Source organism: Lysobacter sp. Root916, from assembly GCF_001429785.1.
Lineage (GTDB): Bacteria > Pseudomonadota > Gammaproteobacteria > Xanthomonadales > Xanthomonadaceae > Lysobacter.
In genome coordinates this window covers 146,718-170,361 of record NZ_LMJF01000012.1, presented here as the reverse complement: position 1 = coordinate 170,361, position 23,644 = coordinate 146,718, and the positions used below count along the sequence as shown (strand labels likewise).

General features: G+C 67.2%; 15 protein-coding genes and 1 pseudogene. 1 reads left to right on the top strand and 15 read right to left on the bottom strand.

The features are described 5' to 3' along the window. Positions 1–26: 26 nt before the first annotated feature. The 13 genes and pseudogenes from ASE35_RS10380 to xerD form a co-directional block, all read right to left on the bottom strand. Entirely contained in the window at positions 27–941 is a 915-nt protein-coding gene (locus ASE35_RS10380) for a type II secretion system protein GspK (protein ID WP_057163791.1), read from the bottom strand. After that, positions 938–1,594, bottom strand: a complete 657-nt coding sequence (locus tag ASE35_RS10375; protein ID WP_057163790.1) for a prepilin-type N-terminal cleavage/methylation domain-containing protein — start codon at positions 1,592–1,594, stop codon at positions 938–940. Before ASE35_RS10375 ends, ASE35_RS10380 begins: the two co-directional genes overlap by 4 nt. Then, positions 1,591–2,049 (bottom strand): prepilin-type N-terminal cleavage/methylation domain-containing protein, encoded by a 459-nt coding sequence (locus ASE35_RS10370; protein WP_057163789.1) that lies wholly within the window; start codon positions 2,047–2,049, stop codon positions 1,591–1,593. The genes ASE35_RS10375 and ASE35_RS10370 overlap by 4 nt, the downstream gene beginning before the upstream one ends. Then, a pseudogene (locus tag ASE35_RS10365) lies at positions 2,046–2,486 on the bottom strand (GspH/FimT family pseudopilin); the annotation flags it as partial. The pseudogene ASE35_RS10365 and the gene ASE35_RS10370, both read right to left, overlap by 4 nt. Positions 2,487–2,586: 100 nt before the next feature. After that, positions 2,587–3,018 carry a type II secretion system major pseudopilin GspG gene (gene gspG, locus ASE35_RS10360; protein ID WP_056179943.1) on the bottom strand — a complete coding sequence of 144 codons (432 nt, stop codon included), beginning with the start codon at positions 3,016–3,018 and terminating at the stop codon, positions 2,587–2,589. A gap of 267 nt (positions 3,019–3,285) precedes the next feature. Next, positions 3,286–4,503, bottom strand: a complete 1,218-nt coding sequence (locus tag ASE35_RS10355; RefSeq protein WP_056179055.1) for a type II secretion system F family protein — start codon at positions 4,501–4,503, stop codon at positions 3,286–3,288. A 7-nt stretch (positions 4,504–4,510) separates the two neighbouring features. Continuing rightward, on the bottom strand, positions 4,511–4,975 hold the full coding sequence (locus tag ASE35_RS10350) for a hypothetical protein (protein WP_157489405.1): 465 nt from the start codon (positions 4,973–4,975) through the stop codon (positions 4,511–4,513). Positions 4,976–5,016: 41 nt separating this feature from the next. Further along, on the bottom strand, positions 5,017–6,768 hold the full coding sequence (gspE, locus tag ASE35_RS10345) for a type II secretion system ATPase GspE (RefSeq protein WP_082611223.1): 1,752 nt from the start codon (positions 6,766–6,768) through the stop codon (positions 5,017–5,019). A 359-nt stretch (positions 6,769–7,127) separates the two neighbouring features. After that, positions 7,128–10,436 (bottom strand): Ig-like domain-containing protein, encoded by a 3,309-nt coding sequence (locus tag ASE35_RS20730; RefSeq protein ID WP_082611222.1) that lies wholly within the window; start codon positions 10,434–10,436, stop codon positions 7,128–7,130. A gap of 150 nt (positions 10,437–10,586) precedes the next feature. Then, positions 10,587–13,421, bottom strand: coding sequence for an RHS repeat domain-containing protein (locus ASE35_RS10335; RefSeq protein WP_162259050.1), 2,835 nt, complete (start codon positions 13,419–13,421; stop codon positions 10,587–10,589). A 376-nt stretch (positions 13,422–13,797) separates the two neighbouring features. Further along, the gene (gene purL, locus ASE35_RS10330; RefSeq protein WP_057163786.1) at positions 13,798–17,838 is read right to left on the bottom strand and encodes a phosphoribosylformylglycinamidine synthase; all 4,041 of its coding nucleotides are present in this window, start codon (positions 17,836–17,838) and stop codon (positions 13,798–13,800) included. Between the two features lie 183 nt (positions 17,839–18,021). Then, positions 18,022–18,897 carry a DsbC family protein gene (locus ASE35_RS10325; RefSeq protein ID WP_057163785.1) on the bottom strand — a complete coding sequence of 292 codons (876 nt, stop codon included), beginning with the start codon at positions 18,895–18,897 and terminating at the stop codon, positions 18,022–18,024. A 200-nt stretch (positions 18,898–19,097) separates the two neighbouring features. After that, positions 19,098–20,072 (bottom strand): site-specific tyrosine recombinase XerD, encoded by a 975-nt coding sequence (xerD, locus tag ASE35_RS10320; protein ID WP_057163784.1) that lies wholly within the window; start codon positions 20,070–20,072, stop codon positions 19,098–19,100. Positions 20,073–20,185: 113 nt separating this feature from the next. Here xerD and ASE35_RS10315 point away from each other — a divergent pair, with 113 nt between their 5' ends. Beyond that, the gene (locus tag ASE35_RS10315; RefSeq protein ID WP_057163783.1) at positions 20,186–20,662 is read left to right on the top strand and encodes an RDD family protein; all 477 of its coding nucleotides are present in this window, start codon (positions 20,186–20,188) and stop codon (positions 20,660–20,662) included. Between the two features lie 781 nt (positions 20,663–21,443). On the opposite strand, the gene lptG is transcribed toward ASE35_RS10315, so the two are convergent. Together lptG and lptF are read right to left on the bottom strand one after the other, a co-directional pair. After that, positions 21,444–22,547: an LPS export ABC transporter permease LptG gene (gene lptG, locus ASE35_RS10310; protein ID WP_057160470.1), complete on the bottom strand. Its 1,104-nt coding sequence runs from the start codon at positions 22,545–22,547 to the stop codon at positions 21,444–21,446. Continuing rightward, positions 22,544–23,629: an LPS export ABC transporter permease LptF gene (gene lptF / locus ASE35_RS10305; protein ID WP_057160469.1), complete on the bottom strand. Its 1,086-nt coding sequence runs from the start codon at positions 23,627–23,629 to the stop codon at positions 22,544–22,546. Before lptF ends, lptG begins: the two co-directional genes overlap by 4 nt. Positions 23,630–23,644 lie beyond the last annotated feature (15 nt).

Below are 23,644 nucleotides of genomic sequence, written 5' to 3'. Positions count from 1 at the left end.
TCCCGGCCGGCTTTCCACTTGCGAATTCATCGTGGCGAAGCTCCCTCCTCCCAACGCAACGGTGTATAGGCCATGCCTGGCACGGCACCGCCTCCCGCGCGCACGACTACTCGCAACACCGACTCGCGGCCATCGGAGAGCCGCGCGCGGCTGTCGATACTATAGGTGCCACTGCCTTCGCCGACGAGACCGGGCAATTGCCCGGGCGCCCCCCCACCTGGCATCGGTGTGCCATCGGGGTTGCGACGGCCACGCTGGGCCACCACATCGGCACCGTTCAGTCCCATCGCATCCAGCACCGGTGCCGCAGCGAACGCGGGATCGGGCTGGGCGCGGCCACTGTAGACGGTCAGGTAAGGCTCGAGCTTGGCATACAGCGCGGGCGTAAAGCCCAGGATCTGCTCGACCTCGGCCACACTTTCGAACTCCGCGTCCTTGGCGCCGTAGGGCAGGCCCGCGGAGGCGTAGTCCGGATCCTCGGCGCCGCCGGCGATCTGGGTCAGCGGATCGGGATCGCGCCAATCGGCGATCGCCGAGGCCAGACGCGCCGCGTCGGCCTGTTGTTCGATGCCGCCGACGCCCTGGATCAGCGCGGTCAGCAGGGCCGGATCGGCCTGGTTGAGATCGACCTTGCCGTTCTCGTCGATCAGTTTCACTTCCACTTCGGCGCCGCCATACGACCAGCGATAGGCCGTGCCGTCCGGCCGCCATTGCAGACGCGCATCGGTCTGGCCGACCCGGGTCAGCGCAAATTCCATGCCTGCACGCGCTGCGTTTTGCGCGACCAAACCGCGCATCAGGACGCGGCCCTGCAGATTCTCGACCCGCGCCGACAGCGCGAACGCGCCGATCAAGGCGGTCAGCATCGCGATCAGCCACAGCACCAGCAGCAGCGCGGCGCCGCGAGCGTGACGGTGGGCGCGGATGCCGGGCGCGCTCATATCGTCCCCGGCACTACGCCGCGCGCGACGCTGGCGGCCAGCGGCAGCGATACCACCAGCGGCGGCCAGTCGCGGCCGTCGATATCGGTCAGGGTGACTTCGACCATCAGCGGCAATTGCTCCACCGCCTGCCAACGCTCCTGCCAGTCGCCGAGCTTGCCGGTCTCGTCCAGGGCGCGGTAGCGGAAGCGCGCCGACTTCAGGCCTTCGACCAAAAGTTCCGGCGGACGCTCCTGTTCCTCCTCGATGGTCTGGCCGGCCAGCACCATCGACAGCGACAGCATGATGCGCGCCTGGTCGCCGTCGGATTCGATCGCGAAATCGTGCAGGTAGGGACCGCCGCGGCCGAGGTAGTCCGGCAGGTCGGCGACGAAGCGCAGACGGTCGGGCTCGCCGATGAAGCGCTGCGGCAGGGCGCTGGCCTGGTCGAAGCCGAACGCGACCGGGCGGGTCGCGATCAGGCGCTTGCGCAGGAAGCCTTCGACCGCGCGCTGGCGCTCGTTGCGCTGGGCCATGGCCTCGCCGCGCGTCGCGGTCTGGGTGGCGGCCGACAGCGTCGCGAAAGCCAGGGCCACGCCCGCGGCCAACAGCACGGTCGCGAGCAGGATCTCGATCAGGGTGAAGCCGGCGGCGGCGCGACGCGCGCGCCTCATGGCAGCACCGCCTCGGTGCCCGGCAAGGCGCTGCGCAGACTACGCAACTGGAAGCGCTGCGCGGGCCCACCATCGCCCCACTCCACCGCCAGGGTGATTTCGAACAACTGCGGACCGTTCACATCGAGCGGTTGCGCGACCGCGGCCACGGCGCGGTCGCGCCACGGCGCCACGCCCAGGGTCCAGCGGTAGCGGCCTTCCTCGAAATCGCCGCTTTGCTGGCCCGGCGTGAGCGGCTCGGCCACACCGACCTGGTCCAGCAGCGACTGCGCGTACAAGCTCGCGCGCCCGGCGTCGCCGGCCCAGCGCACCTGCCGCGCCGAGCCCGACAGCGTGCCCAGCAGCAGGGTCATCGCCAGCGCCAGCAGCGCGAACGCGATGATGACTTCGATCAGGGTGTAGCCGCGCGCCGCACGCGCGGCGCGCCAGCCGGACCGACGCGGCGACGCGCTCATCGGCGCGCCTCCACGCGTTTGAGCCGCACTTCGCCGGTGAGCCAGGCGACATCGATGTTCCAGCCCGCGCGCTTGGCGCTGAGCTGGATGCGCCCGCCGGTGGAGGCGCCGTCGTTGAAGAACACGATCGCGCCCTGGCCTTCGGCGGGCTGCAGCTGACGCGCGCCGACGAAGGACAGTTTCAAGGACTTCGGAATCTCGCCCGCGCGCCCGTTCGCGCCGCTCCAGGTATGCGCGCCCGGATCGATGGTGAAAGTCTGTTTCTGGCCGGTGGCGATCGCCTGGGTGCGGGTGTAACGCAGTTGCGCGGCGAGTTCCTTGGCGTTGCTGCGCAGCTGCATGCCGGCGATGCCGCCGGTGAACGCGAACGCGGCCAGCAAACCGATCGCCGCGATCAGCGCGATCACCAACAGCATTTCCAATAACGTGAAACCGCGTACGAGGCGAGGCGAGGCGACAGCCGCCCGCGCCGCGGCATAGCCCCGGTGGCCCCTTACGGGAGCGCAAGGGCGTTGCCGCGACTGCCTCATGCGCGGCTTACTCGTACTTGACGTCGCCGTCGACGCTGGTGCCGCCAGGCTTGCCGTCCTTGCCCAGGATCACCACGTCGAAATCGCGGCCTTCGCCGGGCGAGCGGTACTCGATCGGGTGGCCCCACGGATCCTTGAGGTCGGTGTCCTTGACGTAAGGGCCGAGCCAGCCGCTGGCGTCCGAGGGCGCCTTGACCAGTTCGTCCAGCGAGCCCGGCAGGCGGCCGGTGTCCATCTGGAAGGACTCGATCTTGCCGGCCAGGGTCTGCACCTGGGTCTTGGCGAGCTTGAACTTGGCGTTGTCGTTGGCGCCGAATACCTTGGTCCCGACCACCGTCATCACCGCGCCGATCAGCACGATCACGATGATGATTTCGATCAGGCTCATGCCGCGCTGCAGGGCGGCGGACGGGCGGCGCAGGGAACGGGGATTTCGCATTTCGTTCATCCGTAAGTGGTTGGGTACACAGAAGAGGCGATCCTGCCAGGGACGATCCCGCTGCCCCCGCGACTCGGTTCGACCGCCGCGTGCCGGAACGGTTCCGGAGCGGCGTGGTCCAGCTCGATTCTGTGCCGCGATCCCGACGCCGGTGCAAGCGCGCGGGAAGCGGTACAGCTTGCGTTCAAAACGGCGGAAGCGCGCCGATCCGGACCGCCGGGCGCCAGCCTGAACAGGGAACCGTGTCGCAGTTTTGCCGCCCCGCGCTCAGCCGATCGCATTGGTCAGATCGTACAGCGGCGTCAAAACGGCCAGCACCACCGTGCCGACCACGCCGGCCAGGACCACGGTGATCACCGGCACCATCGCCGCCAGCATGCGGTCCAGGGCCAGGCTGGTTTCGTGCTCGAAGGTCTCGGCGGTCTTGACCAGCATGGTGTCCAGCGCGCCCGACTCCTCGCCGACCTGGATCATCTGCAGGGCCAGGCGCGGGAAGCGCTTGCCCTTGCCCAGCGCGGTCGACAGGGCGACGCCGTTCTTGACCTCTTCGGCCGCGGCCTCGACATCGGCGGCCAACACCCGGTTGTCCATCACGTTGCGGCCGATGCCCAGCGCGGTCATCAGCGGCACGCCGTTGCGCACCAGCGTGCCCAAAGTGCGCGCCAAACGTGCAGTTTCGATCTTGGCGACCAGCGCCCCGGCGAACTTGCGCTTAAGCAGCCAGCCGTCCAGCGCCTCGCGGAACACCGGGTCGCGACGCTTGCGGTCGAACCACCAGAACGCCACCGCCGGCGTGGCCACCAGCAGGAACCACCAGTCGCGCACGAACAGACCGATGCTGAGCACGATCTTGGTGAAGAACGGCAACGGCGCGTCCAGGCTCTCGTACATGACCGCGAACTGCGGCACCACGTAACCCAGCAGGAACAGCAGGCTGGCGCCGACCATCACCACCAGGATCGCCGGGTAGATCAGGGCGTTGATCACGCGCCCCTGCAGCGCGCGGCTGCGCTCCAGATAGTCGGCCAGGCGCGCCAGGGTCTCGTGCATGCTGCCGCCGGCTTCGCCGGCGCGCACCATGTTGATGTACAGGCGCGAGAAGGTGCCGTGCTGGCGCTCCAGCGCCGTCGACAGCGAGGCGCCGCCGCGCACCGCGTCGCGCACGTCGGTGACGGTGCGCTTGGCCGCCTCGTCCTCGGGCAGTTCCAGCAGGATGGTCAGCGCGCGATCCAGCGGCTGGCCGGCGCCCAGCAGGGTCGCCAGCTGCTGGGTGAACTGGACCAGGCGCGCGCCCGCAAACGGCTTGGGCTTGAACAGGCCCTTCCATACCGAAGCGCCGCTGGCCTCGCTGGCCAGCTTGGCCTCGACCGGCAGATGACCCTGCTCCTGCAGGCGCTGCACGACCTCGGCGTTGCTGACCGCCTCCATCTGGCCGTCCAGCATTTCGCCGCGGGCGTTGAGGGCTTTGTAGTGGTACAGGGCCATCGGCGGCTCAGTCGCAGGCCATGCGGTCGGCCGGCACCACGCGCGGGTTGCCCAGCGCGAAGGCGCGGATCGGGCGCGACCACATCTCAAAACTGGAAATGCCCGGCGTCACCGCGCAGGAACTGGTGTACTCGAAGCGCTCGCCGTCGGAGGAGATGTAGAGATCGAATTTGATCGCGACCGCGAGGTCGTGACGGATCGTCAGCATGGTCTCGCCGCCGTCGGCGCCGCCGCTGGCGGTGACGTTGGCCTGGGCCGCGTCGCTGACCACCGTGCTGCTGGCTTTGCCGTCGGCCACGTCCACCTTCAGGGTCAACGGCGGCTGGCCCTTGCCGACTGCGAAGCCGGCCGGCAGCGCGTCCTTGCTCAGCGACTTGGCGGGCGCCTTGCCCGCCGCATGCACGACGCCGGCCATGGCCAGCGCGGCCGCCAGCGCACACAGGCCCGATATCCTTACCGTTGCGTTACTCATACGCCCTGCCCCTATGGTGGTGGCGCGCGGCCCCGACGCGATCACGCGTCCTCGGTCACGCGCAGTACTTCTTCGATCGTGGTGTGCCCGGCCAGGGCCTTGACGATGCCGTCCTCGTACATGGTGCGCATGCCGGCGTCGCGCGCGATCTGCTCGATCTCGCCCATGCCCGCATGGCGCATCACCGCACGCCGCAGCTCGTCGTTCATGACCAGGAATTCCATGATCGTGGTGCGGCCGTGGTAACCGGTCGGCGCCAGCGCCGACCCGCGCGGGCGATACAGGAAGATCTCGCCCTGCGGCTGGTAACGGCGCAGATGGAACTTCTCGATCTCCTCCGGCGAGGCGGGATACTTCTCGGCGTGGGTCGGCTCCAGGCGGCGCACCAGGCGCTGGGCCAGGATGCCGTTGATGGTCGAGGTCAGCAGGTAGTCCTCTACGCCCATGTCGAGCAAGCGGGTGACGCCGCCGGCCGCGTTGTTGGTGTGCAGCGTGCTCAGCACCAGGTGGCCGGTCAGCGCGGACTGGATCGCGATGCGCGCGGTCTCCAGATCGCGCATTTCGCCGATCATGATGATGTCCGGGTCCTGGCGCACGATCGAGCGCAGCGCATGCGAGAAATCCAGGCCGATCTGCGGCTTGGCCTGGATCTGGTTGATGCCCTCGATCTGGTACTCGACCGGGTCCTCGACGGTGATGATCTTGACGTCGCTGGTGTTGAGCTTGCTCAGCGCGGTGTACAGCGTGGTGGTCTTGCCCGAGCCGGTCGGGCCGGTCACCAGCAAGATGCCGTGCGGCTGGTCCAACACCTTTTGGAACTGCGGCAGGAACTCGTCGGTGAAGCCGAGCTTGTAGAAGTCGAACACCACCGTCTCGCGGTCCAGCAGTCGCATCACCACCGACTCGCCGTGCGCGGTCGGCACCGTGCTCACGCGCAGGTCCAGCTCCTTGCCCTGCACGCGCAGCATGATGCGGCCGTCCTGCGGCAGGCGGCGCTCGGCGATGTTGAGCTTGGCCATGATCTTGATGCGGCTGATCACCGCCGCGGTCAGATTGGCCGGCGGGCTCTCGCCCTCGGCCAGCACGCCGTCGACGCGGTAGCGCACTTTCAGGCGGTTCTCGAACGGCTCGATATGGATGTCCGACGCGCGCAGCTCGACCGCGCGCTGGATCACCAGGTTCACCAGCCGGATCACCGGCGCCTCGGAAGCGAGGTCGCGCAGGTGCTCGACGTCGTCCAGATCGCCCGAGCCCTCGCCCTCGGCGGTCTCCACGATCGCGCCCATCGCGCTGCGGCCCTGGCCGTGCCAGCGCTCGATCACGTCGCCGATCTCCGAGCGCAGCGCCACGTAAGGCCGGATGTCGCGCTGGGTCACCAGGCGCAGCGCGTCCAGCGTGTAGACATCCTGCGGGTCGGCCATCAGCACCTCAACGGCCTGCTCGGTCTCGCGGACCGGGCAAACCGCGAACTGCTTCATGAATTTGAGTGTCAGGGCGACGCCTTCCGGAGGTAATTCCGGTGCGTCCTTGATGCTGACCAGGGGCAGGTCCAGCACCGCGGCCACGGTTTCGGCGTGGTCGCGCTCGGACACCAGGCCCAGCCGGGCCAGCAGCGCCAGCAAGCTGCCGCCGGTTTCCTCCTGCAGCCGGCGCGCGCGCGCCAGGTCCGGCTCCTTGAGCCGGCCCTTGGCCAGCAGGGCCTCGACGATGGCCGCGTCCACGGCGGCCTGTGGGCCTCCGGCCCCGGCCTCGGCGGCGGACAGCCCGGGTTCCGGAGCCCCGGGCGATCCCATATTGGTGGCTACTGCGTTCACGTCACCCTCCTGCGCGTGAACCCGGACTTTAGCAGTTTCCTTCAGCACACCCACATCGCAATTCCGCCAAGCCGCAACAGCCCGCCCGGATCTCGTGATGCGGCCTATTTCCCGTCGAGATACTGCAACCCACCAACTATCCGCGCACGCCACCCATGCACTCCTGACGGAGCTATTACCTCGCCCTGAGCGAGAAGATCCCCATCGGAGAACATCAGCAACATGCCTTCCTTCGGCTCGACTCCCGAAACCTCCAGGTCCGACATAGTTCCATCCGTAAACCGTAGACAGCCGTCGGCATCTATGTTGTTGAAATCAGCAAAGATCACGTTCACACGTTAGTCCTTGTCGTAATTCCGGCGTTGATCCTTGGGAATCGGATTAGGTCGAGTCGGAGTCAACAAGCTATTCGCCTTTTGAGGGGAAAGCCCCGTCACCGTAGCATGCGTGGGTGAGACTCCAGGGGTGGAGACAACGTCGCCCCCAGCCGCCCGGATCTGGCCGGCCGTCGTAACGCCAACCTGATTGTGAGCCACATTTGAACAAAGCTCGCACAGCGTAGCGCCGTTAGCGCTCTCTGATGAGAATCCCACTACATCGACTTCGCGATGCAGACCGGTCCCACCAGCGATCCCCTCCACGGAATTCGCTCCTTGCTCAGAGCCCCCACGAACGACCAGGGCATCGTCCGCGATCCGAGCAATCTCAGCTACCTCATCGGCCGTTCTGGATGCTTTGATAATCGCACCAGCCCCCCCGGGAATACCAGGAGATGCAATAGCAAGCCCATCGGCAATCACTCCGATTGCATCGACTGTCGCTGCACCGAAATTTCCTTCACTCACGTTGTCCGAGAAGCTTTTCATGCCTAGAAGCATGCTCGGAACACCGATCAATGCATCCTCAATCCATCTGCCATCAGGGTCCGTGAAACGATACGGGTTGTTGTTGGCGTACCAGTACCGGTTGAAGTTACTGCCGATAACTTTGTCGGCAGCAACAGGATCGACACTAAGGAACCGACCGATGTTTTGGTCGTAGTACCGCTGTTGCATATAGGTCAATCCAGTCGCGCCATCCATCACATGGCCGGTGTAGCCCACACCGTTGTAGTTCGGCTTTCCGATTGCCGCGCCGTAGGGTTCCCAGTCGGTGCGATCGATGACCGCGCCTGCAGCATTGGTGACCGCGATCGGACTGCCCAACGCGTCGGTATGGTGGTACTTGACCTGACCGTTGCCCGCCGCGCGGTTCCATTCGATGGTCGCCAGCAGACTGCCGTTCAAATAGACGTGAGGAACGGTGAGTTCGGGATGGCTGTCGTTCTGCGCCTCGGCCGTGTGATGGTCTTCGCTCATCACCATCTGGCCATCGAGGTTGTAGAACGATCGCGAGTACGTGGTGTCGGGGCGCCCGGTCGTAGCTACGCGCCGGCCCTGCGCGTCGTATAGGTAGGCCTCCTTGCCGACCACCGTGCGCAGACGGTTGCCGTAGTCGAACTGGTAGGCCTGGCCGTTCTTGTTCTCCAGATTGCCCTGCGCGTCGTAGCCCAGACCAACCACCGCTGCGCCTGCTGTATTGCGGATATTGGTCAGGCGATTGCGATCGTCGTAGTAGTAGGTAGCGTGATCCTTGACGCCGCCCAGGGTCCAGCTCTTGAGGTTGTCGAGCGGGTCGTAGGTGAAACGATGCCAACAATCGCCGAGGAAACTGCACGAACCCGCGGCGGTCAGACGGTCGCGATAGTCGTAGGTCATCCAACGGCTGTAGGTATCGCCGCGCACCCGATCCAGGATGCCGTTGACGTTGCCATTGGGGTCGTAGGTGTAGTCCAACCGAGCCACGCCCGCGTCGGCGCTGGAGCTAGGCAGCTGACGGGCATTCTGGGTCAGGGTGTGGACGACGCCATTACCGTAAGTGAACTGCTTGATCGCACCGTTGGGGTAGTAGCTGATACCAGTGGCGTGATTGCCCCAGTTCGAGCTCACGCTGACCGGCTGGCCCAGCGCGTTGTTGGCGTAGCTGATCGGTTGGCCGTCCGGCGTGGTGTATTGGCTGCGATTGCCGTAGGCGTCGTAAGCGTAGGCGATGAGGCCGGTGTAGTCGCCTGGCAGGGCCTGCGTTTCGGCAGTCAGCAGGCGGCGCTTGTTGTAGGCGTAGGTATTGACCACGACACCCAAACCCGGGCCGTCGTTGCTGGTGCTGATCTCCTTGGCCAAACCGTCGGGCGTATAGACCCAGGTTTGATTGCCGCGACCGTCAGGGAACACCAAGGTGTGCAAACGGTTGCGCTGATCGTAGCCGCGATCGACACGACGACCGGACGCATAGCCTTCGTTGGTATTGCAGTTGTTCTGGTCCGGAAGATCGAGACCGGCAGCCGACCAGGCCAGGTTGCCGGCTGCGTCGTAGCCCATGACTGTCGCGCCCGTTTCGGGCTCAATGACCTTGCACAACTGCTGATGCAGGTCGTAGACGTAGCGCCTAGCGACACCCGTCGGACCCGATGGCGGCTGCGAAACCGTGACGTTGGCGGTGGCCGATTGCACCGAGGCGCCAAGGTTGTCGTGCACGATCGCGTGCACGCTGTGCGAGCCCACGCCTACACCGGACCAGGTGTACTCGTAGGGCGCCACGGTATCGGTATTGACCAGCTGACCATCGGCATAGAACTCGACCCGGTTCACGCCATCCCAATCCGACGCATCCGCCCTCAGGACGAAGCTTGCGGGCAGATTCGCCTGGGCGCCGTTGGCGGGACTGGTCAGCGTGATGACGGGGCGGCCGTTGCCGACGATCCACATTCCTGCGGACGACGTCGACAAGCCGCGCGTATCGAACGCACGCGCGACCAACGTGTGACCGCCCTCGGTGCCGACCCAATTCAATTCGTAGGGCGCGCTGATGTCTTCGCCCACCTTGACGCCGTCTATCAGGAACTCGACCCGCTGCACGCCGTCGTCGGTGTCGCTGGCGTTAGCCGCGAGCCGCACCGCGGCCCCGAGCTGGTAGACATAGCTGTGCCCGGGCGCGGTCAGACCAACCGTGGGCGCGCTGTTATTGGTTGGTACCGCAGCTACATCGACGGTCGCCAGCGTTAGATCGCCGCTCTTCAGGTAGAAGCGCCGACCGTTGGTGTCGATCCCGGCCAGCGCCGAGCCGTTCTGGCCCTGCGTCCACAGCGTCATGCCGCTGCCATTGGGCAACGAGTACCAGATCTGCGCACTAGGAGCGTTCGAGCTCCAGTTGATCGTCGACGTGCAGCTGCTGCCGCCCCAAGGGATGGTGCAAGTGCCGGGCGAAGCGGTGATGCTGCCGCCTAGCACATTGAATGCACGCCCCGCACTAACCGGGTCGATCCACTGCCGATTGCACATCTCGAACGAAGCATCGATGAAGTATCGACCCGGCGGCAGATTGTTGAGGGTATCGCCGTTGTTGATCGAGGTATCCAACCCCGGCCCGCTGACGAAAATATTGATGGGGCCGCAGCCCGAAGTCGCGTTCAGCAGTACCTTGACGTTGGCCGGTGCGGCGTAGTCGCGCTCAGGCGTTGCCGGATAGCTGAAGCTCAGCGTCGGCCCCGCCGCAGCGACAGCCAAGCCCGGCAGCAAGACCGCCACCAGCAGCCACAGCCACAACGCCATTCGCCGCGGCGCGCTCGTCGCCCACAGGGAACCCACCACATCACGTGTCTTGCGCATAAACCGACCTATGGGCCGAATCCGGCCTGCTGTCCCATGCCCCACCGCAACCCGCGCACACGCGCGGATCGCAATCCCCTATGCGAACGCCGGTTAACCCCCGGGACCGCGCACGATTTCCTTGGTATTGCCCAGCACGTCGCGAACGATGGTGGTGCGGGCCTTGTCGACGGTGTTCTCAGCGGCATCGATCTGCCTCGGCGCGTCGTAACCCGGCGTCCCGTAGACTTCGAACGTCTCGCTGGTGGCGATTCCGCGTGGGTCGGTGGTGCGACGCTTGAAACCGGCCAGGTAGTCGATCACCGTCGTCAGCGGCCCCTCTTCGCCGTCCTGTATCGTCCGCGTCGGCCGTCCGAGCGCATCGAACTGCGACACCGTGCCTTTCAATGCGGGATTTGAGAACGTCGACTCACCATCGACCCGTGGATTGCGCATGTAGGAGGCGAACACTGTCCGCCCTTCGTCGTCGTAGCGCTTGGCGCTCCAGCGCAGCGTGCCGGCAGGGTTGGCCATATCCTCTTCCTGCTCCACAACGGCACGCCACAAAGCGTCGAAATAGACGATTTTCTTTCGATTCCCAGTGGTCACCACCTGGCGCCAATGCCCGCCCTCCAGGCCGTACTCGACCGTGGCTACGGGTTCGAAACGCAGCACCGTATCCAGCCACGCGACATTGTCGCCAGCCGGCTGCGTGACGCGCGTGATACGCCCCATGGAATCATAGGAATAGCCCGTGGCATAACCATTTTCATCGGTAACCGATCCGACCCAGCCGTTTCCGTCCACGCCCACGAGCTTCCGCGTGCCGTCATGAAAACGTATCGTCTGCGGAATACCGCGCTTCCAATTGCTTACCGTCGTAGCCAAACCACGCCCATCGACAACGCTGGCCAGCGTGCCGTCGGCGTTGTAGGTCAGTCCCTGCTGCGGTTTTTCGTAGGCGAAGGTCTGCTTAGGCAATGCAGTGGCGGGGTCGTATTCGGTACGCGAAGGAATGGCACCGGTGTTGAAGTTGGTCTGGCGCTGGACCTGGCCAATCACCCACTTCGTCTTGTCGTTGAGGTATTCGGTGATGTCGGTTCGGGTGTAGCCCAAAGTGCTCGACTGCCCAACGCGCTTCGCCTGGGCGAATTCGTCGAAGGTCTCGTATGCCGTATCGAAGCGCACGCCGTCCTGCTGCACCGAGCTGAACACCGCCGGCCGCTGGCGCTCTGACGAGAACGAGTCGAGACGAATCTGCGGGCTTACGCCCATTCGGTCGGCGAATTCCTGATTCGGCGCGGCTGCGTTACTGAGATAGGTGGTGGTCGAACTGCGAAGCAAGCTGCTGCCGGCGTAGACGTCGACCTTCAAGAGCTTGCCGTCGTTGTCGTTGTAGACCACGCCGTAAGTATTCACCGTGCGATCGCCGTCGGGATCGGTAACCGTGGTGGTCTTGGTGGTCGCGCAGCTTGGACACTCGCCTTCCCAGCTACCGATCGGAGTGGTGTAGCTGTAGCTCCAGACGTGACCCGGCAGGCCCGGCCCGGTGACGCGCTTGGTCTGCAGGGCCAGCACGTCGAAGCGTGCCGGAATCATGGCGTTAAGCGTGTCATCGCCCGGCTCGAAATCGGGATCGGGACGCGGCCCCATGTTCGGCGGGAAGACGCAATCGAACGGCACGCCGTTTCGGCCATGGCGCACCGTCTGGAACACGAACTCGCCACTGGCGCCGGACGGATGCCGGATGGTCGCGATACGTGTCAGCGGCCTGAGTTTGCGCATCCAGGAGCAATACAGCGCCTTGTCCTGCAGAGGCACGCGACGGCCGTCGGTCATGGTTTCTTCGTCGATCTCGTAGTACGGGCTTCCCCAAAGCGCGGCGAAATTGATCGCCCACTGGCTGCTGTCGGGCAGCGTCACCGCGGTGAGCTGCGAGTACGGCGAATAGCCATAGTTCCATTCGCGCCCGGTATTAGTCGCCACCTTAGTGACCCGGTCGTAGCCGTTGACGTTCTCCCAGCTCAAGCTGAGCTGACGGCCGTCGCTGGAGGTGATCGACAGCAGTTTGGCGCCGCTCCAGGCGTAGGCGACCCAGTTGCCGAATCGATCCTCGATCCGCGTCGGGTACAGGCGTATCTCGTCGCGCGGCACCGGGCGCTGAACCACGACGCCCTGGCTGACCACCGGCTTCAACAGATCGTCGGAAGGACGCGCCACCATCCAGTCGAAACGGTAACGGGTACCGTCCGGCGAACGCGCCATGAAGCCCTCGCCCGCCTGTCCGCTCTGCAGGCTCGACACGCAGGACAGGTGCCAGTGCTTGTTGGTGACCCAGGGGTACACGCCGCCGTCGGTGGGGCGCGGTCGCGTCTCCGCGGTCGCGATCAGCAGTTCCTGGCTTCCGCCAGGAACCGACATGTTGTAGCCGCTCCAGTATTCCCAGGGCTGCACCGCCGGCGCACTCGTAGGCGTCGAACTCTGCACTTTGACCAAGGGCGGCCGCGCCGTTTCCGGGCTGGTTGGGAACGAACAGCGATTGGCGCTGGCAGTGGCGGCCGAGGTTCCCAGCACCCAGCCTTCGGCACGGCTGAAGTTGCCGCTGATATACGGAACGTCCCAATCCCAATCTCCGAACGGGCGGCTGCGCGCGTCGGTCGCGGAAGAGAAACGCCGCCCAAGCGCGACCGGAATCGGAAAGTTGCCGGGGATCGACACGTCCACGGTCGCGAACGAAGTCGCGCCCGTGTACAGGTTCACCGAATCGCCGAACAAGGTCGGGCCCTCGGACTTGATGGTCTGCGCCGACTTGATGAGCTTGTCGTATTCCTCCCACGGCGCCTTCTGCGCGCAAACCGCGCAGGACGTAAGCGTGAGCAATGCACCGATCAGATATCGCACGGTCTTCCCCTCGACCCAGGACCAGAGGCCCGATGTGAGACCGGTCATTAACTCCCGGTCGTGTCGATGCATTGTCGGACCGAAGAACGCGCGAATGCGTTCGCTTCGGCGCAGTGGGCGCACGCCTGATCGCAGGATCGCAGCCGAGTGGAAAAGGCTGTCAATCGGATGTTCGCGGTGAAACTCCGTGCATGCGCATGCGCGATCACGCCTTAGCGCAATGCGAGCACGGCTCGGCGCAGATCCGAACGCTATGCCGTCGAATCGAGCGCAATTCAGCGGTTCTATCGCCGTCGCAAGCGGCGTGCGCGCACCAAGCCGGCCATGCGAAATTCGCCGCTTTTTATGCGTGCCAACTGGCACAAAAAAAGGGCGCCCTTGCGGACGCCCTTCTTCAATGCCTCGCTCGCTGCGGCGCCAAGACTTACCCCACCCACACCCGCGCATTGCGGAACATGCGCATCCACGGCGAGTCGCCGCTCCAGTCGCGCGGCGCCCAGCTCAGATTCGCGCTGCGCAGGGTGCGCTCGGGGTGCGGCATCAGGATGGTGGCGCGGCCGTCGCGCGAGGTCAGGCCGGCGATGCCGTCGGGCGAGCCGTTCGGGTTGAGCGGGTAGCGCTCGGCGACGCGGCCTTCGCCGTCGATGTAACGCAACGAGATGTCCGCCGCGCTCTGGTCGAGGTTGTTATCGAAGCTGGCGCGGCCTTCGCCGTGCGCCACCGACACCGGGATGCGCGAGCCGGCCATGCCGCGGAAGAACAGCGACGGCGACTCGCCGACTTCCAGCAGGCCCAGGCGCGCTTCGAATTGTTCGCTGCGGTTGCGCAGGAAGCGCGGCCAATGCTCGGCGCCCGGGATGATGGGCTTGAGCTGGGCCAGCATCTGGCAACCGTTGCACACGCCCAGCGAGAAGCTGTCCTCGCGCGCGAAGAAGGCCGCGAACGCGTCGCGCAGGGCGCTGCGCTCGAGCACGCTGGTGGCCCAGCCGCGGCCCGCGCCGAGCACGTCGCCATAGCTGAAACCACCGCAGGCCGCGAAGCCCTTGTAGTCCTGCAGCGAGACGCGGCCGGCGATCAGGTCGCTCATGTGCACATCGAAGGCTTCGAAGCCGGCACGGTCGAACGCGGCCGCCATTTCGATCTGGCCGTTGACGCCCTGCTCGCGCAGGATCGCGACTTTGGGACGCGCGCCCAGGTTCACGAACGGCGCAGCGACATCGTCGGCGGGGTCGAAGGTGAGCTTGGGCTTCAGGCCCGGCGCGGCGAAGTCGCGCGCGATCGCGCGCTCCTCATCGGCGCAATCGGGGTTGTCGCGCAGCTTTTGCATGGCGTGGCTGACCGACCACCAGGCATCGAATAGCTCGTCCCAACGCCATTCGGCCAGGGTTGCGCCATCCTCGCGCACGCGCACCGCGGGTGCGGCCGCCGCGCCTTCTACGCGGCTCAGCACCGGCTTGGCGATGCGCTGGGCGCAGTCGATCAGGCCATGGCGCGCGACCAGGTCGGCGAATTCGGCGCGGTCCTCGTCGGCGATCTGCACGATCGCGCCGAGTTCCTCGTTGAACAGGGTGCGGAACGGATCCTCGCCCCAGCCGTCCAGACTGATATCCAGGCCCAGGCGCGAGCAGAACGCCATTTCGCACAGCGCGGTGAACGCGCCGCCGTCGCTGCGATCGTGGTAGGCCAGCAGCAGGCCGGCTTCGCGCGCGTCGCGGATGAGTTCGAAGAAATCGCGCAGGCGCTGCGGGTGGTCGAGATCGGGCACGCCCAGGTCGTCGCGGTCGCCGTCGGCGGACAGCGCGGCGAACGCGGGCAGACCGCCGGCCTCGGCCGGTCCGGTCGCCTGCGGATGGCATTGCGCGAGCACCGAGCCGCCCAGGCGCTGCTTGCCCGCGCCCAGGCCGATCAGCCACAACTCGCTGTCGGGTTCGCGTGCGAGCAACGGGGTGAGCTGCTGACGCACATCCACCACGGGCGCGAACGCGCTCACGATCAGCGACACCGGCGACACCGACTTGTGGGCGACGCCGTCGGCCTGCCATTGCGCCTGCATCGACAGCGAGTCCTTGCCGACCGGAATGCTCAGCTCGAGCTCCGGGCACAGCTCCAGGCCGACCGCCTTGACCGCGTCGAACAGCAGCGCGTCCTCGCCCGGGTGACCGGCCGCCGCCATCCAGTTGGCCGACAGCTTGATCCGGTTCAGGGATTCCACCGGCGCGGCGCACAGGTTGGTGATCGCTTCGCCCACCGCCATGCGCGCGGCCGCGGCCGCATCCAGCAGGGCCAGCGGGGTGCGCTCGCCGATCGCCATGGCTTCGCCGACGTAGCCTTCGAAGCCCGACAGCGTGATCGCACAATCGGCCAGCGGCAGCTGCCAGGGGCCGATCATCTGATCGCGCGCGGTCAGGCCGCCGACGCTGCGGTCGCCGATGGTGACCAGGAATTGCTTGGAGGCGACGGTGGGATGCGCGAGCACGCGCAGCGCGGCCTGATGCAGGTCCAGGCCGTTCCAGTTCAGCGCCGGCCACGGCGCGGTCGGCGGACGGCGGGTGTCGCGGTGCATCTTCGGCGGCTTGCCGAACAGCAGGTCCATGGGCAGGTCGATCGGCCACTGCTGAGAGTCGCCGCCAACGCCTTGCCGCGTGCCCTCATCCGCCCTGCGGGCACCTTCTCCCGCAGGCGGGAGAAGGGAATCCGCAACGCCGTAGACGGATTCGACGGTCGCGCCATACCCCACCACCAGGCGCTCTTCCGCGGTCGCGTAACCGACCACCGCGAACGGGCAGCGCTCGCGTTCGCAGATCGCGGCGAAGTCGGCGACGCGGTCGGCCGGCAGGCCGAGCACGTAGCGCTCCTGGGATTCGTTGCACCACAGCTGCATCGGCGACAGCGAAGGATCGTCGCTGGGCACGCGCGCCAGGTCGATCACGCCGCCGAGGTTGGAGTCGTGCAGCAATTCGGGGATCGCGTTGGACAAACCGCCGGCGCCGACGTCGTGGGCGCTGTCGATAGGATTGTCCGCGCCGAGCGCGACACAGCGGTCGATCACTTCCTGGCAGCGCCGCTCCATTTCCGGGTTGTCGCGCTGGACGCTGGCGAAATCCAGGTCCTCGGCGCTGTCGCCGGATGCGACCGAACTGGCGGCGCCGCCGCCCAGGCCGATCAGCATGGCCGGGCCGCCGAGCACGATCACGGCGTGACCGGGCTTGAGGCCGAGCTTGGCGACCTGGATGCGGTCCATCGCGCCGAGACCGCCGGCGAGCATGATCGGCTTGTCGTAGGCGCGCGCATGCGCGCCCTCGGCGAGTTCGAAGCTGCGGAAGTAGCCGACCAGATTCGGACGGCCGAACTCGTTATTGAACGCGGCTGCGCCGATCGGGCCGTCGAGCATGATCTCCAGCGCCGGCGCCATGCGCGGGTTCAAGGCGCGCTCGCCCTCCCAAGGCTGCGGCAAGGTCGGAATGCGCAGGTGCGAGACGCTGAAACCGCACAGGCCGGCCTTGGGGCGGCCGCCGCGGCCGGTCGCGCCTTCGTCGCGGATCTCGCCGCCGTTGCCGGTGCTGGCGCCCGGGAACGGCGCGATCGCGGTCGGATGATTGTGGGTTTCGACCTTGATGCAGAACGCCGACGGCGTTTCGGCCTCGGCCGCATACGCCTGGCTACCCGGCTGCGGGCGGAAGCGCCGGCTCGGATAGCCTTCGACCACAGCCGCGTTATCGCTGTACGCCGACAGGGTGTTTTCCGGCGTCTGCGCGTGGGTGTGCTTGATCATCTTGAACAGCGAGCTGGTCTGCTCGCGGCCGTCGATGGTCCAGGAGGCGTTGAAGATCTTGTGCCGGCAGTGCTCGGAATTGGCCTGCGCGAACATCATCAGTTCGACGTCGGACGGGGCGCGGCCGAGCGCGGCATAGCGTTCGCGCAGGTAGGCGATCTCGTCCTCGGCCAGGGCCAGGCCGAGGCGGACATTGGCGCTCTCCAGGCCGTCCAGCGGGATGCGTTCGAGTTCGCCGCGTTCCGGCACCGCGAACAGCGCCGCCGCGTCGTCGCGCGCGTCCAGCAGCGACTGCGTCATCGGATCGTGCAGGGCCTTGGCCAGCTCGCCCTGCGTGGCGGCATCGGCCGGCCAGCCGGCGAGGTCGTAGCGGGTGCCGCGCTCCACGCGCGCGACCGGCTGCCCGGCGCCGCGCAGCAGTTCGGTGGCCTTGCTGGCCCAGGGCGACAGCGTGCCCAGGCGCGGGGTCACGTAGCGCGAGACCGCGCCGGCTTCGCGCGCGGCGGCGTCCGGCTCGGCCTGCAGGATGCGGCGCAGGGTGTCGCCATCCGGCTGCGCGCCCACGTCGGGCCGGACCCAATACACGGGCCAGGCGTCGATCAGGCGGACTTCGGGGTGAATGGCTTGCAGGCGGGCTTGGAGCCGTTCGCGGCGGAACGGAGACAGGGCCGAAAGGCCCTCGAGGACGATCATGTCCGGGGAACCGTGCAACGTCGGGCCCGGTATTGTATCCAAGCGCCCGCACCCGCGCCGTTTTCCGTGCACACGGCCCGCCGCGGCAAGCCCGGCGGGCCTGGGCGAGGCCCGGAAACGACGATGCCGCCTCGCGGCGGCATCGTCAGTGGCGCCCGGCCGGGTCGGCCGGGACGACGGGACTCAGGCCCCGCCGGCCGTGGCCGCCGCCGGTACGGCGTCGACCGGGCCGGTCGCGGCCGGCTTGGCGCTGCCGTCGGCGGCCAGCTTGTCCAGGGTTTCGCGCAGCGCCGCCGGCGGCACGTAGCCGCCGAGCTGGGTGCCGTCGGCCGCCAGGATCATCGGGGTGCCGGTCAGGCCCACGCGCTGGCCCACGTCGTACTGCTGGTTGATGCTGTTCTTGCAGTTCTTGGTCGGCACCGCGTGGTCGGCCTTGGCGTCGGTCAGGGCCTTGCGACGATCCGGCGCGCACCACACCGACACCATCTTGTTGTAGTCCTGGCTGCCGATGCCGGCGCGCGGGAACGCGAGGTACTCGATCGCGATGCCCTGGCGGTTGTACTCGGCGATTTCGCCGTGCAGCTTGCGGCAGTAGCCGCATTCGACGTCGGTGAACACCGACACCGTGTATTTGGGATTGGCCGGCGCGAACACGATGCGCTCGCTGGCCGGGATCGCCTTCAGCGCCTCTTTGCGCATGCCGGCCAAGGCCACTTCGCTGAGGTTCTTCTTGGCGGTGGTGTCGAACAGGGCGCCGCCGGAGCCCGGCAGGAACAGGTAGCGGCCGTCGTCGCTGACGTAGACCACCTGGCCGGCGACGATCGCCTCGCGGAAGCCGGGGATCGGCGCGGCGCCGACGCGTTCGACGGTGACGCGCGAGTTGAGCACGCGGATCGCCTCGATCGCGCGCGCGTCCGGCGTGCCGGCGGCGGCCTTGGCCTCGGCAGGCTTGGCGCTGGCGGCGGCCGGGGTTTTAGCGGCATCGGCGGCGGGCTTGGGGGCCTCGGCGCAGGCCGACAGGCTGAGCGCTCCGAGCACGGCGAATAGGGCGTACTTCATCGATCGGGTCCTTGGCTGGTTCACCGAGCGTTTGGACCGCGCGGGGAAGGTGTGGTTCAACGATTGTCGCACGGGGCGCGGGACGGGGTCGGCCGGGGGGGGCCGGACCGGTGGCGCTAGCGCGACGGGGTTGGCGTTTTCGGGAACTGGGGAGTACGGGAATCGGGGCTGGAAACGGCCGGACCAGGTTGAATGGCGGTTCACCCTCGAGGGTGATGCTTGGCGTGCAACTGCTTGAGCTGCTCGCGCGCGACCAGAGTGTAGATCTGGGTGGTCGACAGCGAGCTGTGGCCCAACAGCATCTGCAATGCGCGCAGGTCGGCGCCGTGATTGAGCAGGTGGGTGGCGAAGCTGTGGCGCAGGCCGTGCGGGCTGATCCGGGCCGGGTCGATGCCGGCGACCGCGGCGTAGCGTTTGACCAGGCCCCAGAACTGCTGGCGGGTCAGCGCACTTTCCTCGCCGGCACCGCCGACGAACAGGGGCTTCAGCGCCTGCTTGCCGGCCAGCAGCGGACGCGACTGGGCCAGATAGCGCTCCAGCCAGTGCTGGGCCTCTTCGCCCAGCGGCACCAGGCGTTCCTTGCCGCCCTTGCCGGTCACGCGCAGCACGCCCTGGCGCAGGTTGACCGCGGTCGCGGCCAGGTTGACCAGCTCGCTCACGCGCAAGCCGGCGGCGTACATCAGTTCCAGCATGGCGCGGTCGCGCAGGCCCAGCGGCGTGTCGACCTCGGGCGCGGCCAGCAGCGCCTCGATCTGGCTTTCCGCCAGCGCCTTGGGCAGCGAACGCGGCAGGCGCGGCGGCTCCAGCAGGGCGGTGGGATCGTCGGCGCGCTCGCCACGACGCAGGCGCAGCGCGTAGAAGGCCCGCAGCGCCGACAACAGGCGCGCGTTGCTGCGCGGCGAATAGCCTTCCTTGGTGCGCCAGGCCAAGTAATCGAACAAGCCCGCGCGATCGGCGCCGGCCAGGCCGCCGTCGCGGCCGCCGCGCCAGCGCGCCAGGCCTTCGAGGTCGCGCCGGTAGCTGTCCAGGGTCTGCTGAGCCAGGCCGCTCTCGGCCCAGATCGCATCCAGGAACACGCGGATCGCGGCCTCGTCGGCGTCCGGCAGCGACGGCAGCGACATCGCCAGGCTGCGGCGTTCGGCGGGCGTGGTCTTGCGGGATTTCGGCGACGTCATCGCGGCAGCGTCCCTCAGCCGGGCGCGGCGGCGCAAGCCCGGCGCGCGCCCGTGATCGCGCACGTGCGCATCGGAGGCGCTACGACCGCGCGCGCGGCGGCTATCCTGTTGCGATGAGCACCGAACACGCCGCCCCGGACACACCAACCCGCCCCGCCCCCGTCTTGCTGTGGCGCTGGTTCGCGCTGTTCTACGATTTCTGGCCGGCGCTGGCGCTGTGGATGCTGGCCTCGGCCCTGTTCTCGGTCGGCTACACCGTGTCCGGGCACGACGTGCACGAGAACATCGCGCCGTTCAGCGCGCTGCAGTGGCTGCTGTGGCTGGTGTGCTGGCTGCTCACCGGCGCCTACGCGACGATCAGCTGGCGCCGCGGCGGCCAGACCCTGGGCATGCGGCCGTGGCGGCTGCGCCTGATCGGCGCCGACGGCGGCCGGCCGGGCTGGAAGGCCTTGTTGATTCGCTACGGCGTCGGCAGCGTATCGCTGCTGGCCGCCGGCCTGGGCTTCTGGTGGGCCTGGCTGGATCGCGACCGCCTGACCTGGCACGACCGCGCCAGCGGGACGCGGTTGATTCGGTTGCCGAAGAAGTAGCTCGATCCGCGCGCGTCGCCGCCGCCACGCGACGATGCGGTTCGCCTGCGGCTCACCGCATCCTACGAATGCCGCCTTTCACGGAGCTGCCCGCACTCACCCGACCAACCGTAGACCCGAAGGGCGGCGCGCAGGACGCGCGCCGTTTTTCGAATGGACAGGGATGTCCATTCGAAAAATCCCGGCGCAAGCCCCGAACCCGCAGGGGAGGTTTGGTCCCGCTAGCCCTTCTCTTTGGTTACTTTCTCTTGGGCTAGCAAGAGAAAGTAACCCGCATGCGCAGCAGGCGGAAGCCTTTGACCTTCGGTCAGAAGAAGCGACAGCAAGGCAAAAGCAAATCCTCCCCAACCCTCCTTTTCCAAAGGAGGGAGCTAGAAGCAACGGCAAGTGGCGCGCATGCGCAGCAGGCGGAAGCCCGGCCTGAAGCCTAGCTTGCACAGCAACCAGAGTTCGAGATCGCGGCTTACGCCGCTCCCACAAAAAGCCGTCTCGAATCGAAATTTACGACGTAGCCGGAGCTCGAGATCGCGGCTTACGCCGCTCCCACAGAAAGCCGTCTCGAATCGAAATTTACGACGTAGCCGGAGCTCGCGGTCGCGGCTTGCGCCGCTCCTACAGAAAGCCGACTCGAATTGAAAATTACGACGTTGCCGGAGCTCGCGATCGCGGCTTACGCCGCTCCCACAGAAAGCCGCCTCGAATCGAAAATTACGATGTGGCCGGCGTTCGCAGTCGCGACTTGCGCCGCTCCCACAGCGGCGCTGCGGTCAGCGCCCAAGCTTTAGCCCGAGCGCTTCTTGAACAGGAATGCCGACACCCCGACCATGATCACCGTGGGCATCAGATAAGCCAGGCGGAAATCGAACTTGTACACGCTGGCCAGCTTCACGAACTGCGTCTGCAACAGCCAGAAACCCAGCGCGAACACGATGCCGATGAACAAGCGCTTGCCCATGCCACCGCTGCGCAGCGCGCCGAACGCGAACGGAATCGCGGCCAGGCACAGCGCCAGCACGTTGATCGGATAGAACCAGCGGCCCCAGTAGTGCTCCTCGAACTCGCCCGCGTCCAGACCGTTGCGCTCGCGGTAGTCGATCGCCGCGGCCAACGCCGTCGAACTCAGGTAGCGCGGCCGGTCGGAGCCGGCCATCAGCGCGGCGCCGTCCAGCTTGGACTCCCAACGCTCCTGCGCCACATGGGTCTGGGTCACCGACTTGGCGCCGAATGTGGTGCGGGTGACGTCGCGCAGCACCCAGCCGCCCGGACGGTGTTCGGCGATATGCGCGATCGCGGCCGACTTCAGGCGGCCGTCCTCGGCGAACTCGTAGAAGAACACGTCGCGCAGTTCCAGCCAGGTGTCCTTGCCGTTGCTGCGGTCCTGACCGCCGCCGGCGTTGAGGATGAAATCGCCCTCGCGCGCCCACAGGCCCGAATACTGGGCCACGATCATGTTCTTGGACTTGGCCGAGGCCTTGAGCGCCTCGGCGCTGCGCTGCGCCCACGGCGACAGGGTCTCGCCGTTGACCACCATCAACAGGGTCAGCGTCGTCAGGGCACCGGCCACGGCCAGGCTCAGGCGCCGGCGCGACAGGCCGACCGCGCGCAGCGCGGTGAGCTCGGAGGTCGCCGCGAGCTGGCCCAGCGCCATCAGCGCGCCGATCACCGCCGAGGTCGGAAACAGCGTGTAGGCGCGGCGCGGGATGGTGTAGACCATGTAGGTCAGGGCCTGGGTCAGGCCGTAGTTGCCTTTGCCGATGTCGCTGAGCTCGCTGCTGACGAAGCCCAGCATCACATCCAGGCCCATCAAGACCGTCCAGGTCAGCAGCACCGTGCCCAGCACGACGCGGCCGACGTAGACGTCGTGGATCTTCGGGAAGGGCTTCATGCCAGCGCCCTCGCCCGGCGCAGGCGGCCGTCGCCGAAGTACAGCCACAGCGCCAGCGCCAGCATCGGCAGCACCAGCCACCACAGGCCCAGGCTCAGCGAAATCTTGCCGCTCTCCAGCCAACCGGTGCCCGCGATCATCAGATTGATGCCGATCAGATAGGCCAGGAAGCCCATCAGGATGCGTCCGTAACGTGCCTGGCGCGGCATGCTGCGCGCCAGCGGGATCGCCATCAGGGCGAAGGCGAAGGTCAGCAGCGGCGGCGCCAGCCGGTAATGCAGCTGCGCGCCGGCCTCGCGGCGCGCATCGCCGAGCAGGGCCGGGGTCGACATCAGCTCGGGGTTCTTGGGGTCGAACTTGGTCTCGCCGGCGGGCAGCAGCAGCTCGTTGCTGGCGTAATGCATCATGCGGAAATCCAGGCCGTTGTCGCGCGGCCCCTCGACCTGGAAGCCCTTGTTGAGGGTCAGGTAGCGGTTGCCCTGCTCGTCGACATTGAGCACGCCGTCGTTGGAGGTGGTGATTTCGCGGCGGTCGTCGCTCTGGCGGTACACGAACACGCGCTGGAAGCGGCTGCCGTCGTTGGACATGGCGCCGACATAGATCACCCCGCCCTTGCCACCCGGCAATTCGGTGAAGCTGCCCGGCTCCAGGCCGGCCACGATCAGGTTGCGGTTGGCCTGACTGATCATCTGCTTGGACACGCGCTCGGCCCAGGGCCCCAGCCACAGCGAGCAGGCGCCCACCACCAGCACGATCGGCACCACCAGCAGCATGACCGGCTTGAGCAGGCGGCGCGGGCCGACGCCGATCGAGGCGATCACCGGCATTTCCGAGTCGCGGTAGAGCCGCCCGGTGCCCATCATCAGGCCCAGCATCAGCGCCAGCGGCAGGATCAGCGGCAGCCATTTCAGCAGCACCAGGCCCAGCTGGGCCAGCATCATCCCGGCCGGCACCCGGCCGCGGGCGATGTCCTGCAGCACGTCGGTGAAGGCCCCGCCCACGGCGACGATCAGCAGCACCACCAGGGTGGCGAAGGTGGCCTGGGCGAATTCGCTCAGCAGGTAGCGGTCAAGCTTGGGCATCGGGCATTGGGCTTC

Coding starts and splice junctions, on each gene's coding strand:
- lptF (WP_057160469.1), bottom strand. CDS start 23,629: ATGCCCAAGCTTGACCGCTACCTGCTGAGCGAATTCGCCCAGGCCACC.
- gspG (WP_056179943.1), bottom strand. CDS start 3,018: ATGCGAAATCCCCGTTCCCTGCGCCGCCCGTCCGCCGCCCTGCAGCGC.
- ASE35_RS10335 (WP_162259050.1), bottom strand. CDS start 13,421: ATGACCGGTCTCACATCGGGCCTCTGGTCCTGGGTCGAGGGGAAGACC.
- purL (WP_057163786.1), bottom strand. CDS start 17,838: ATGATCGTCCTCGAGGGCCTTTCGGCCCTGTCTCCGTTCCGCCGCGAA.
- ASE35_RS10355 (WP_056179055.1), bottom strand. CDS start 4,503: ATGGCCCTGTACCACTACAAAGCCCTCAACGCCCGCGGCGAAATGCTG.
- ASE35_RS10370 (WP_057163789.1), bottom strand. CDS start 2,049: ATGAGCGCGTCGCCGCGTCGGTCCGGCTGGCGCGCCGCGCGTGCGGCG.
- ASE35_RS10325 (WP_057163785.1), bottom strand. CDS start 18,897: ATGAAGTACGCCCTATTCGCCGTGCTCGGAGCGCTCAGCCTGTCGGCC.
- gspE (WP_082611223.1), bottom strand. CDS start 6,768: ATGGGATCGCCCGGGGCTCCGGAACCCGGGCTGTCCGCCGCCGAGGCC.
- ASE35_RS10315 (WP_057163783.1), top strand. CDS start 20,186: ATGAGCACCGAACACGCCGCCCCGGACACACCAACCCGCCCCGCCCCC.
- lptG (WP_057160470.1), bottom strand. CDS start 22,547: ATGAAGCCCTTCCCGAAGATCCACGACGTCTACGTCGGCCGCGTCGTG.
- ASE35_RS20730 (WP_082611222.1), bottom strand. CDS start 10,436: ATGGCGTTGTGGCTGTGGCTGCTGGTGGCGGTCTTGCTGCCGGGCTTG.
- ASE35_RS10375 (WP_057163790.1), bottom strand. CDS start 1,594: ATGAGGCGCGCGCGTCGCGCCGCCGCCGGCTTCACCCTGATCGAGATC.
- xerD (WP_057163784.1), bottom strand. CDS start 20,072: ATGACGTCGCCGAAATCCCGCAAGACCACGCCCGCCGAACGCCGCAGC.
- ASE35_RS10380 (WP_057163791.1), bottom strand. CDS start 941: ATGAGCGCGCCCGGCATCCGCGCCCACCGTCACGCTCGCGGCGCCGCG.
- ASE35_RS10350 (WP_157489405.1), bottom strand. CDS start 4,975: ATGAGTAACGCAACGGTAAGGATATCGGGCCTGTGTGCGCTGGCGGCC.